This window comes from Pediococcus damnosus (genome assembly GCF_001611155.1).
In the GTDB taxonomy this organism is placed as follows: Bacteria; Bacillota; Bacilli; order Lactobacillales; family Lactobacillaceae; genus Pediococcus; species Pediococcus damnosus.
Map to the genome: position 1 here is coordinate 491,122 of NZ_CP012294.1, position 12,498 is coordinate 503,619.

The 12,498-nt window shown below is 37.0% G+C and carries 10 protein-coding genes; 4 read left to right on the forward strand and 6 right to left on the reverse strand.

Annotation, left to right across the window (positions count from 1 at the left end):
* Positions 1-26: 26 nt before the first annotated feature.
* On the forward strand, positions 27-947 hold the full coding sequence (locus ADU73_RS02410; RefSeq protein WP_062904067.1) for a magnesium transporter CorA family protein: 921 nt from the start codon (positions 27-29) through the stop codon (positions 945-947).
* Positions 948-1,090: 143 nt separating this feature from the next.
* Positions 1,091-3,766, forward strand: coding sequence for an MMPL family transporter (locus ADU73_RS02415; protein WP_046870736.1), 2,676 nt, complete (start codon positions 1,091-1,093; stop codon positions 3,764-3,766).
* A gap of 684 nt (positions 3,767-4,450) precedes the next feature.
* Here the strand turns inward: ADU73_RS02415 and ADU73_RS02420 are convergent.
* Genes ADU73_RS02420 through ADU73_RS02430 form a run of 3 tightly spaced genes read right to left on the reverse strand, consistent with a single transcriptional unit; the run spans position 4,451 to position 6,803 of the window.
* Positions 4,451-5,215 (reverse strand): YibE/F family protein, encoded by a 765-nt coding sequence (locus ADU73_RS02420; RefSeq protein WP_046870737.1) that lies wholly within the window; start codon positions 5,213-5,215, stop codon positions 4,451-4,453.
* Positions 5,212-6,330 (reverse strand): YibE/F family protein, encoded by a 1,119-nt coding sequence (locus ADU73_RS02425; protein WP_100077854.1) that lies wholly within the window; start codon positions 6,328-6,330, stop codon positions 5,212-5,214. The genes ADU73_RS02420 and ADU73_RS02425 overlap by 4 nt, the downstream gene beginning before the upstream one ends.
* A 44-nt stretch (positions 6,331-6,374) precedes the next feature.
* Positions 6,375-6,803 (reverse strand): GNAT family N-acetyltransferase, encoded by a 429-nt coding sequence (locus tag ADU73_RS02430; RefSeq protein WP_046870739.1) that lies wholly within the window; start codon positions 6,801-6,803, stop codon positions 6,375-6,377.
* Positions 6,804-6,991: 188 nt separating this feature from the next.
* Here ADU73_RS02430 and ADU73_RS02435 point away from each other — a divergent pair, with 188 nt between their 5' ends.
* Positions 6,992-9,151 carry an LTA synthase family protein gene (locus tag ADU73_RS02435; protein WP_046870740.1) on the forward strand — a complete coding sequence of 720 codons (2,160 nt, stop codon included), beginning with the start codon at positions 6,992-6,994 and terminating at the stop codon, positions 9,149-9,151.
* Between the two features lie 77 nt (positions 9,152-9,228).
* Here ADU73_RS02435 and ADU73_RS02440 read toward each other — a convergent pair whose 3' ends face one another.
* Genes ADU73_RS02440 through ADU73_RS02450 form a run of 3 tightly spaced genes read right to left on the reverse strand, consistent with a single transcriptional unit; the run spans position 9,229 to position 11,189 of the window.
* Positions 9,229-10,212 (reverse strand): NAD(P)/FAD-dependent oxidoreductase, encoded by a 984-nt coding sequence (locus tag ADU73_RS02440; protein WP_046870741.1) that lies wholly within the window; start codon positions 10,210-10,212, stop codon positions 9,229-9,231.
* A gap of 2 nt (positions 10,213-10,214) precedes the next feature.
* A complete protein-coding gene (locus ADU73_RS02445; RefSeq protein WP_046870742.1) occupies positions 10,215-10,658 on the reverse strand; it encodes a hypothetical protein in 444 nt (147 codons plus the stop codon).
* Positions 10,659-10,715: 57 nt separating this feature from the next.
* Positions 10,716-11,189 (reverse strand): NUDIX hydrolase, encoded by a 474-nt coding sequence (locus ADU73_RS02450; RefSeq protein WP_046870743.1) that lies wholly within the window; start codon positions 11,187-11,189, stop codon positions 10,716-10,718.
* Positions 11,190-11,488: 299 nt separating this feature from the next.
* On the opposite strand from ADU73_RS02450, the gene ADU73_RS02455 reads away from it, so the two are divergent.
* Positions 11,489-12,448 (forward strand): nucleoside hydrolase, encoded by a 960-nt coding sequence (locus ADU73_RS02455; protein WP_046870744.1) that lies wholly within the window; start codon positions 11,489-11,491, stop codon positions 12,446-12,448.
* The last annotated feature ends 50 nt before the right edge of the window (positions 12,449-12,498 follow it).

Sequence of the window (12,498 nt, forward strand, 5' to 3'; positions counted from 1 at the left end):
TTTCTACTTAGATAAGGATAATAATCATGATTACTGAAAAAGAAATCAACCAAAAAAATACTTGGGTTACCGTTAGCAATCCTACGCAAACAGAGAAAAAAGAACTCGTTGAACACTACCAAGTTACTGAAGAAATGCTTGGATACGCTGTCGATCCTAATGAAAGAGCCCGAATTGAAACGGACCGCGATGCTAATATCTTCTTAATCATTTTTGATGCACTTTCTGATGACGACTCAGCTAATGGTAGCACCGCTCCTGTTAGCATCATGTTAGCAAACGACTATGTGTTGACATTCACGCGCACTTCCACAGAATTCGTCAACACTGTTTTTGCTCGTCATTTAAATAATGCATTGGTCTACAGCAAAACAGATGTTGAACCACTAACCATTATTTTTCGCACCCTTTACGAACTTTCAGTTCAGTATTTTGATGCCATAAACAACATCAATCGTCAACGCCAACAAATCCAAAAAACGATGACCCATCATATTTCTCGAAAATCAATTTCCAATATGCTGAGTTTAGAAACTAGCTTAGTTTATTATTTAACATCTCTAAGATCTAACAATGCTTTTTTAACCAGTATGAATCGCATGCAGGACATTCAAATGACTGCGGGCCAACATGAACAATTAGAAGACGTCATTGTTGAATCGCAACAAGGTGAAGAAATGGCCCAACTAGCAACCGATATTATCGAACGTGTGGCAAACGCTAACTCTAATATCCTCGATAGTGATTTAAATAATACAATGAAATTCTTAACTGTCTTTTCAATTGTATTAGCTGTCCCCTCAATTGTGTTCGGATTCTTCGGACAAAATGTGATCGTTCCTTTCGCCCATTCAGTAATGGGTTGGGAGATTACCATCTTAATCACATTTATATTGATCTTAATCGTCCTCTTAATTCTCAATTTTAATAATTTTTTCAAGAAATAGTGTTGTTAATTAAAAAAGAAGAACCAGAACTACGTATTTTCTTTTATAGAGCAAATAATCACTCGTTTTTGTATCAAACAAACATGCTGTCTATGTTAAACTCAGAATAGTAAATATGTAATACATAAGGAATGAAAACTATAATGACAAAAACGAAAAAGCTTAAAATTACTAGTTTGATTAGTTGGGCCATTATCTTAATTGGCTTAATTATCTTGCTTCCTAATTCGTTGACTTGGAATAATCGTTACAGCCAACAATTGCCCGCTGACACAAGTACTAGTCGTCAAGCACCTGAAGCAACCATTGTGTACACAAACCCTAATGGCGCCCTAAGTAGCAAGCAAAAAAAAGCCATTCAAGGTTCTGAAGAAAAACTAAACGCAAATAAAAAATTTCTTGGTGTTCAAGCTATCGAATCTGGTAATGACTCAAATGCTGCTCACCGTTTAGACTCCCAGGATAAATCAACTGAATTAACCGTTCTCCGCTTTAAAAAGAACCAAAATCAGTTTCATATTCTGATCCCTCAAATTTATAGTTTGGTACACACAAAGGGGATAACCACTTATGTAACCGGAAATGATGTCCTTCAAGTGGCCCGAGCACAGGCCATTCAAACGGCTACCAAAATTATGATTGGTATTTGTAGTGTTTTGTTTGTGGTTGCCATCGGAATTATTTTTAGATCCATTTTGGCACCATTAATCGCTTTGTTACTCTCTGGGATCACCTACTTAGCTAGTCTTTCCATTGCAACAAGTGCTGCTCACTTTTTAAATAGCCCTTATACTGCCCAAACTGACCTCGTTTTGGCAATCATTAGTTTTGGCATTTTTCCAATTGTGATAGCCATTTTTTACCGTTTCTATAGTAATCATTTTGATGATCTACAGGCAGTCAATGATTTTTACAAGACTTCCTGGCTACCATCCTTAATTACTGTCATTCCGCTGATCATTACCGGATCAGCTTTACTTCTGGCCAGAAATGAACTTCTTCGGTCCTTGTGGGTTGTAGCTGTAACACTGATTTTGGGTTGGCTCGTTTTTTACACTTTAATGCCAGCTTTAATAAGTTTTATTGATGATTTATTCTTCTGGCCGGGGTCAGCACGGAAATTTTCATCATCGATTAGTTTTTGGCACTTTAATACTACTGTAGGAAATAAATATCCTATTATAACCATGGTGGGCATCTTCATCATCATTGGCTCAGGACTACTTATAAAATCGAAACCTCTTAATTGGTCAGTTGCTAAAGACACACCATTTTCTAGCCAAGCTAAAATTGGAGCAAACGTCATTACCAGTCATTATGCGACTGGCAGGGTTGCACCAATTACCATTTCATTAACTGATAAAACGGCGGTAACCAACACTCAAGATCTGGCAATAATCAACCAGCTTACTCAAAAACTAAAATCAGTTTCAAACGTTGCGGCCGTTTATTCTGTTGCACAACCCGCTGGAACGCCGCTTTCAAATTTATATGTCAATCAACAACTGCAAACCATTACCAATCAACTTGCAGCTGCCAATCTTAATTTGACTGAAACTCAAAATTCACTTAAAACTTCAGAAAAAAAATTAAAAAATTTGAAACTTAGTTCAACACTAAAAGACCTATCAGCAAGTATCAAAAATTTAAACGCCATCGGCTCACAAAGTTCACAAGTAGCTTCACAGGCTGATAATCTAACCTCTGATATTGCAACCATTGAGGAACAACAAGTTTCAATTGATAACCTTCTTAACTCTCGTAGTTTGACGCAAGGTTCAAAAGCTATGCGCCAAGTTTTAACTTCCTTAAAAGCTCATAATCGAAACCTATTAAGTGATCTTAAAACATTGCACCATAACGTTAAGGTGGTTAGTTCGAACAATGCTGTTATTGCAGAAAATATTAGTCAAGTAGAAGAAGATCAACAAACTGTTAGCGATGATTTCAAAGATGCTAATGCGGCCATTCAAAGCACCAAAACTGCTTTAACAAAAGATAGCAAAAACGTAACCATTGCCCAACAGAACTTAGCTACTGATCGTAATTATTTGAATGAATTAAGTAAGTCTGGAATTGTTAGCACCCTATATATGACAGGTGCCGACTTAAAAACAGCGCCCATAAAAAACGCGTTAAATCAATTCAATCAAGCTAAAAATAAGACAACGACAATTTCGATTATCCTAAATAAGAACCCTTCTTCTACTGCTGGAATGGCTACTTTGAAACAACTAGACACAACTACTCGATCAACATTACAGGGAACATCTTTAGCAAAAAGTAAGGTGACCTATGCTGGTGAAACAGTTTTAGTTACCAACCAAAAGCAAGCCTTCAAACACGATGTCACCCACTTATTACCTTGGTTGCTAGGTTTTCTGATTCTTTATCTATTTGTTATGTCGCGTTCTTTATTTGCCATTTACGCCAGTGTCACCTTATTTGCTGCTTACTGGCTTGGTTATCGACTAATCAATCTTCTATCAGCAAGTCTTTTGAAGGAATCAATGCTAGCAGATGTTCCTATGGTCTCTGGAATTCTTTTCATTTGTGTTAATTTAGCCCTAATAATTCCGATTATTTTACAAACTGCACGTTCTTCAACATCCCAATATTTAAACGCAATTAGCAGTTTTGACAAAGTCCTTGGTCTGATTGGCATCTTGAGTTTAATTCCGTTATTGGCGCTTGGCTTTACCCAGTTACTTTCGTTTATTCAAATTGCCTTAGTATTTTTGATTGCTGAAATCATTTGGGCATTTGTATTCCCGCTAGGAATTTCCTCCGCCCTACATATAACCTATGACGAAATCTAAATAAACCGTATAAAAAAGGCACCTCAAACAGAAAAAATTCTGTTAGAGGTGTCTTTTGTGTTACTAATCTAAAGGTTAAAAGTACAAAAATAACTTCAGTTACTGATATTAAACGGTTTAGTCCATCAAAATTAGGTTAATTGACGTTCTACGGCTCACTTGGCCTGGAACGGGGTGGGCACGATTTGAAGCCAAGCAGATCACTTGGCTTCAAATTCGACCTTTATCTAAGCGAAAATCGCTAAGATAAATTTCACCCCTGAGGCCAAAACGCCTCCGAACTGGGAAAGTCGTTGTCTTTAGATAACTCGATGACTGCTTCCATAACAATTTTTATGCAAAATGTAATTAATTTTAATACCTGATTCAGCCTGGAAGTAAATGGGTCCAGTAGTGCCATTTATCTTAACGGTTTTCGTTTAGATAAAGGCCGAGCTTAGAGACGGGTATTTCGGCTCTAAGTCGTGCCCACTATTACGCATAAAGGTCGGTTTTCGTACCGAAAACCCGCTATGCTCCATACGCTGTCGATTCTTGTGGCAAAGTTAGCCGCAAGAAGTCGCACTACGTTCCGGCCCGAATTGCTGTAAGACGGCAATTCAATCTAGTTTTGTTTCCATGAATGTTTTTGTATCAAGCAATTGGATGCGATTTTGTACTTTCAACCTTTAGTTACTAATTTATTTACTTACGGACACGACTTTTTCGGCTGACTTTTATCCGCATCACCCACGTTGTGATCGGAATCGTTAAAATAACCCCAATAAACGAAATCAAAATCATCAAGAGTTCTGACACAAAGATTTTATTATTTAAAAGTTCTCCAAACGTATAACTTAAACGTTCAAACCAAATGAACAGCCCTAAAAAGCCACCAAAGAAGCCAAAAAACAACGTATTAAAGGTTGTCCCAATAATTTGCTTGCCAATCCCCATTCCATCTTTAAAGAGTTGTTGAGCCGCTATATCAGGATTCTGAGTTAGAATTTCTCCTAATCCTGCTGAAATCGCCATTGCGGCTTCAGCTATAGCTCCCAAACTACTCAAAATTGTGGTTGCAATGCTAACGTCCAAGAATTTGATGCCAACTAATAACGACAGTCCTTCCAAATCTTCGGTATTTTCATTTCCAAAACCTTGAACAGTAGCCCAATGTTCAACCGGAATGATAAGGATCACAATCACAACCATCACCAACATTGATCCATAAAATGCTGTTTCTGTTGTAACCGGGTCATCATCTCCCAAATAAATCGTTACCGCCAAAATAATTGTTGCATTTAACAACGTAACGCCGATAATTGGAAAATCTAATCCGATTAAAACCACCGTCATAAAAATAACAGAAAAGTTGATTGCTAAACTTAAAAATGATTTTAAACCTTGTTTACCACCAACAAGCAACATAAGTATAAACAAAATGAGGATCAAAACTGAAATAGTATTCAAGCCCGATCACCTCTTTTTAGAATGCTGCTGGCAAACCAACTAGCAGCTGGAATTGCCAAAACAATCCCAATGCCACTTACCAAGCTTTGAACCATCCCTAACGACATATTCATCGTAAAAGAATACGCCCAACTATTTCCATTTCTCAAATATAGAACCATCATGCCAAACGTGTCAGCCATAAAAATCAAAAATAAAACATTGATTAATGGTCCCATGATTGACTTACCAATTTCACGGCCTGAACGGAACAATTGCCATCGCGTTAAGTTTGGTGTCTCACGATGAAGCGCAAATAAACTAGAAATAATATCTGTTGATTCATCCATAACAGCCCCAAGGGACCCTAGAATTGTTTCAGCCAAAAAAACCGTTTCCGGATTTTGTGTCACATATTCCATCGTTTCAAAATGGAGTCCCTGTTCATGGGTGACGGCAAAAACAATCAGGGTGATTACCACTGATCCGACTGTCCCTAATATTGTAGCTCCAAAGGTCACAAGCATTTGTTTAGTTTTACCGAGCACCAAAAATAGTGTGAGGCCCGCAAATACAAATGCTAAAACACTAAAAATAGTTAAAACATTGGTTGCTTGCAGATACACATCTAACTTAATGGCCAAAAAGAACAAAACACCGTTTAATAGCACACTCATCAAAGCCATAAACCCACTGAATTTCATCGTTAACAGCAAGAGACTAATTGCTAACCAACTTAGAAACACAATGACGGTATCACGTTTCATATCTGTAATCGTTCCTTGAAGCTGTTTTTTGGAACCCCTTTGAAGATGCAAAAATACTTGCTGATTTTTCCGATACGGTTGATCCATTGCGTTGGATGCCGAAAATGTATTTTGTACTCGCAATACTTTGCCACGATTTTTTCCATTCAAAATACGAACGGTAAGAATTTGCTGTTGTTCAAAATCATGATTGTGAAAATTATCCACTTGAGAAATACGCTTCTGATCTGTAACATGAGTCACTTGCGCAACTGGTGCTTTATACAACAATGCGTCGTGTTGCGTCAGAAAACATAAAACTCCACCAAGGATTAAAACTAATAGGATCGTGATCCAGCTCACTTGATGTTTGGGTTTAATTTTACTCACAATATATTCATCTCAATTCACTTTTAATTAATTTACTCATTTCTCTAAAACTCTTTAACCATCTTATGATGTGGGATTCCCGCCTCCATAATTTTATCACCAACGACTGTATAACCATTATTTAAATAGAATTTTTGCGCTTGGTCTTGAGCAAATAACCAAACCGCCTTGCTTTGACTGCCTTTAGCATCCTTTTCAATTGCTTGAAGAATCTGTGAAGACAGTCCTTGATGCCGAAATGCTTTTATTGTACAAACTCGTTGCACTAAAGTTCCTTCATCTGTTCGCATCACTCTGGCTGTCGTCACGGGTGCTTGATTCACATATCCTACATAGTAGCGGCAACGACTTTCATTTTCATCTTGTTCAATTGAAGGATCAATATTTTGTTCTTCAATAAATACAGATTTTCTTATTTCCATACCATCTTCATAAACAGTCCCGTTGTTTCCATATGCTGACTTAATTTTCATATAATCACCTATTCATAGTTTCCTTTTTATTTTGAATTATAATCCTTTTTCCCCTTGCACAGGCAAACTGAACTTAAATTTAAGAATTTGCTTAATAAAGTTATGTTAAAATGTACTCTATATTTGTATTTATGAATTAGTACAAAACTTAAAACAAAAATTTACACGGGAAGGTCAGCAATTTAATTATGAAACGGTTTATCGCAAGAATTAACACCCGAATGGGATTCTTCTTTTTATTAGTATTTCTTTTTTGGTTGAAAACACTTCTTGCTTATTTCGCCGATTTTTCTCTAGGCGTTACAGGCATTTATCAATGGTTTATCCTTTTAATTAATCCATTGGCAACCACCTTTTTATTGTTTGGACTGGCGCTTTACGTCAAAAAGGCCAAAATCTTTTACCCCTTGATCTTATTAATTGATTTTGGTAATACGCTATTGCTTTATTTAAACGTTATTTACTATCGTGAATTCACCGATTTTATGACAATCAATACAATGCTAGGGTATTCCAAAGTCAATCAAGGATTAAGCGGTAGCTCCCTCGCCTTAACTGAGCCTCATGATTTACTGTTTTGGCTAGATATCGTCATCATTTTAGTCTTAATGCTGATGCGCAAAATTAAAATGGACCAAAATCCACTCCCAAAAAGAATTGGTTTCCAAGTGACATCACTTTCTGCCTTACTTTTCGGATTTAATTTATTATTTGCTGAAATCGACCGTCCACAACTGATTACGAGAACTTTTGACAGATCTTACATCGTTAAATATTTGGGGATTGACACTTTTACAGTCTACGATGGTGCCAAAACTGAACAAACAAGTAAAATGCGTTCCAGTGCAACCAAGAGTGAATTAAAGAACGTTGAAAAATATGTGCATGGCCATTATGCCAAACCTAATAAAAAATATTATGGTGAGGCCAAAGGCAAAAATATCATCATAATTCATCTCGAAAGTTTCCAACAATTTTTAATTGATGACAAAATTGAGGGCCAAACTGTCACACCATTTTTAAATAGTCTCTATCACAGCAAGAGTACCTACTCGTTTTCTAATTTCTTTAACCAAGTTGGCCAAGGAAAAACAAGTGATGCTGAAAACATGCTGGAAACTGGAACATTTGGATTACCCCAGGGTTCGTTGTTTGCCCAACTTGGTAGCGATCAGACGTTCCAAGCAGCTCCAGCCATCTTAAAACAGAAACAAGGCTATTCATCCGCCGTTTTCCATGGTAATGTGGCTAGCTTCTGGAACCGTAATAATGTTTACAAAAATATGGGTTACCAATATTTCTTCTCTGCCAGTTATTATGATACTTCAGGTGATAAGGCAACTGGTTATGGTCTCAAAGATAAGCTTTTATTTAAGGACTCAATTAAGTACTTACAGACTTTGCAACAACCATTTTATGCCAAGTACATCACCGTTTCTAACCATTTTCCTTTTGATTTAGATAAGGAAGATTCTAATTTTAAAGTACCAAATACCGGAAACACTTCGGTTAATAATTATTTCCGAACTGCTAATTACCTTGATCAATCAGTCAAAGAATTCTTTGCTTTTCTAAAGAAATCAGGGCTTTATGATAACTCTGTGATTGTTTTATACGGAGATCATTATGGAATTTCTGATTCTGCAAATAAAGATTTGGCTAAGACATTTAGTCAGGATCCTAGCCATTTTTCTTCATATGGTAATGACCCTGCTGATAATTGGGACGACTGGGATGACACCCAACTGCAAAGAGTTCCGTTTATGATCCACGTTCCCGGAGCTAAAAACGGTGGAATTCAGAAACAGTATGGTGGCGAAATTGATGTGCTACCAACCTTACTTCATTTGGTAGGCATTAATTCAAAACCTTACATGCAGTTTGGGACGGATCTTTTCTCTTCTCAGCATGATCAAGTGGTGGCTTTCCGAAATCAAGATTTCATTACGCCAAATTATTCTTCAGTCGGTGGGACCATTTATAACAATGCAACTGGCCAAATTGTAACGCCAACTGGGGCCCTGAAAAAACAAATTACCAAAGATCAAAAAGCGGCGACAACGCAACTTACTATGTCTGACTCTTTAAACGAGAAGAACTTGCTTCGTTTCTATACACCTAAAGGTTTCAAGAAGGTTAATTCTGCAAATTATAATTATTCAGACGGTCTGCAGAAAGAGCTCGCTATTCAAAAGAAATTAGGGTTGAAATCAACCTCAATGTACTCTAAGAACCGCGATCGTTCACTTGAAGATCTGTATAAGACAGATGCTCCTGAAGCAACTCATTCAAAATCGAAGAGTAATCGAATCGAAATCACAAATCCAGACTCTACTTCTGGTAACTAAATTAAATCGAAATATCTAATAAAAAATTCTAGTTTTTCAGGCGATTATCGCTTAAAAAACTAGAATTTTTATTTTGTCTATAATTCCATGGATGTACTATGCAAGGGACCTCGTCGATCTGGATAAAGTTCCTTCATAATTGCACTCACTGCCATTGGTCCTTCCGCAAAAGCTGTCGCAATCAAATCTAGCTTGCCATCATAATCCACGCCATCCCCAATTGCATAAACTAACGGAACATTAGTTTTCATTTGGCGATCGACCGTAAACATGCGGTGTTGTTGTTCGGGCTGGATATCCCATTGCCGAATGGTTTTATTATTCGAAATAAACCCATAATTCACAACTACATCATCCACTTGTTTTTGGAGAAGGTGCTCCCCTTTGACCTCTTTCATCGTTAATAACAACTGATCATCAGCTAATTCAATTTGTTTTAATAAATAAGGCGTTAATAGTTCAACAGTGGACTGTTCTAGAAGCTTGACACTATGTTCCATCCCGCGGAATTGACTGCGTCTGTGCATCAAATAAACGTGTTTAGCAACCTTTTCAAGCATCAAAGCAGTATCGATAGCTGAATCTCCGCCACCCGCAATCAAGACGGTCTTATCCCGAAAGCGTTCTGGATCAGGAATTGTGTAAAAAACGTGCTTATTTTCTAGCTTGTCTGCACCTTCTACCGCTAACCGTCGCGGACTAAAGGCACCCACACCGGTTGCCACAATTACCGCTTTTGATTGATAGTTACCCCGATTAGTCGTAATTTCAAAGTCACTTTTCTGCTGACTTAAATTAGTGACTATCTCGTTTAAACGAATATCAATTGGTAACTGTTCTACTTGTTTTTGAAGGTGATCAATGAGATCAGTAGCCTTTATTCCCATAAATCCCGCCACATCATGAATATATTTTTCAGGATAAAGTGCACTGACCTGGCCACCTAATTGCGAAAGGCTTTCGATAATTTGAACTTTGGCTCCGCGTAACCCACTATAAAAGCCAGCAAACATCCCAGCTGGGCCACCACCGATAATTGTAATGTCATAAATTTCAGACACGTTTATCCTTCTTTCTTTTTTGAAGATAACTGTTTAATTTGGTAATAAGTAAATGCCCCAAATATGCCTAGGATTGGTGCAATTAGATAGATAAAAAAGTACTTAAACAAAGAACCAATCATGCTAAAAAGAAAATCATCACTTCCGTGCGTACTCCAGGCTGGTGCGTACTGAATTTGAGCAAAACTTTCGCCATTCTTTTCAAAAGACCTACGCACAAAACTTTTGTTCTTTTGATTTTGTTTACCCTTCTTTAATTTTACCTGACTGAAATAAAAAGCCCAAGGGTAAAAAAAGATTAAATTAAACAGATTTACCCAATCCCAAATTACTATTTCATTTTGAAAACCATTGGTATTTTTTAAATGAGAGAACAAAAAAATGATAACGAAATACAATAGCCCAATTAAATATGCTTTTAAATATAGTTTTATTAACTTTTTCAAAAAAGCACTCTCTTTTCTTTTGGGCTAAGTCCTTATTCACCTATTGTACCTTTATACTCATCTATCAATCGGATAATATTGCTCAAAAAAGTCATTTATCATATCTTTATGTTGTTGGTTCACTATTTTAATTTGCAAAATTTTATCTCTTGAAAAGAAACGTAAATCTAATGTTTCTGAACTATCAATAGAATACTCCTGTTTACCGGATTTCAAACCCACTTCAAATAACGATGTGACAGTCTGGGCAGTATCACCATTAGGATAAGAGTCAAAGTATTTTGAATACATTCCTAATAACTTTGAAGGTTGTATATTCAAACCAGTTTCTTCTTTAAATTCTCTCTTTAAAGCTCCATAAGCAGATTCTCCTACCTCCAGCGCCCCACCAGGTAATCCCCATTTATTTTCATCACTACGTTTTTGTAATAGAATCGCATTTGCATTGTCACTTAAAATTCCTGCAGAAAAGTTTAATATAATTTTCTGATGTCCAACTTTACTTCTAATCCACTTAATATAACTTGCCATAGTAATCCCTCTTTAGTTAAGAATATAAAACTCTTCAAAATCACTCAATACCTATTTAGTGCAATGGAGGTTTTAGCGCAAGAGTGTGAAAATGTAACTTAGCGATTTTTGCTTAGTTACATGGGAGACTGACAAGATCCACTTTTTTCTCTCAGAAAAAAGTTAGCTTGGCAGCGAACCTCACACGGCCCAAGCGCTAAAACCGGAATGAAACGATTTATTATCCGTTTCAACAATTGTATTTATCACCATTGTTTCGTATGATTAAACTAATAACAATAAAATTTGGGAGGCTTCTCATGGCAACACGTAAAATGATCTTAGATTTAGATACTGGTATTGATGATGCAATGGCCATCGCCTATGCAGTAGCAGCTCCAGATGTTGATTTAATCGGAATCATCGCCTCATACGGAAATGTTTTAACACCATTATCCGCTCAGAATAGTTTGAAAATTCTTGAATTGTTAGGGCATTCAGATGTCCCAGTTTACCTTGGTGAATCTCATTCCTCAACGACTACTCATTTTGATGTTATGCCGATTAGTGCCCAAATTCACGGTAAAAACGGTATTGGCGAAGTCCCATTGCCAACCCCAAAACGCGAACCAGAAACTGAATCTGCGGTAGATTTTTTAATTCAATCAGCCCATAGTTATGGTAAAGATTTAACCGTCGTGCCAACTGGTCCCCTAACTAATTTAGCAAAAGCTTTAAAACTTGCTCCCCAGATTCAAGACGAAATCGGTAATGTCACTCTCATGGGTGGCGCATTAACCGTTCCCGGAAATGTTTCTCCCGTTGCAGAGGCTAACATTAATCAGGATCCACATGCTGCTGATCAAGTCTTTGAAAGCCACCTCAATATTACCATGGTTGGCTTAGACGTCACCTTACGAACCCTGCTAACGAAAAATGAAACTGCCCAGTGGCGGTCATTAAAAACTGAAGCTGGTAAAAAGTTTGCAGACATTGTTGACTATTATATCGATGTTTACAAGATCACCAGCCCGCATTTACATGGCTGTGCACTTCATGATCCATTGGCAGTTGGCGTCGCATTAGACCCATCTTTAGTTTCAACTCTGGATCTTAACATGTTCGTGGATACAACAAAAGAAATGTGGGGCCGAACCATTGGCGATCCCGCACGCCTTACAGATAAGAATCCAAATGTTACCGTTGCGTTAACGGTTGATCAAGATAAATATTTAGCACGCTTTATGGATTATCTTACTAAACTTTTTGCTGAAAACTAAATTTAACTATTTTCGGGCTCTTGTAAATAAACCAAAATTTGGTTTTGTTT

Excerpts from the sequence above, each read along its gene's own strand:
- ADU73_RS02455 (WP_046870744.1), top strand. The coding sequence starts at position 11,489 with ATGGCAACACGTAAAATGATCTTAGATTTAGATACTGGTATTGATGAT.
- ADU73_RS02430 (WP_046870739.1), bottom strand. The coding sequence starts at position 6,803 with ATGAAAATTAAGTCAGCATATGGAAACAACGGGACTGTTTATGAAGAT.
- ADU73_RS02410 (WP_062904067.1), top strand. The coding sequence starts at position 27 with ATGATTACTGAAAAAGAAATCAACCAAAAAAATACTTGGGTTACCGTT.
- ADU73_RS02415 (WP_046870736.1), top strand. The coding sequence starts at position 1,091 with ATGACAAAAACGAAAAAGCTTAAAATTACTAGTTTGATTAGTTGGGCC.
- ADU73_RS02450 (WP_046870743.1), bottom strand. The coding sequence starts at position 11,189 with ATGGCAAGTTATATTAAGTGGATTAGAAGTAAAGTTGGACATCAGAAA.
- ADU73_RS02435 (WP_046870740.1), top strand. The coding sequence starts at position 6,992 with ATGAAACGGTTTATCGCAAGAATTAACACCCGAATGGGATTCTTCTTT.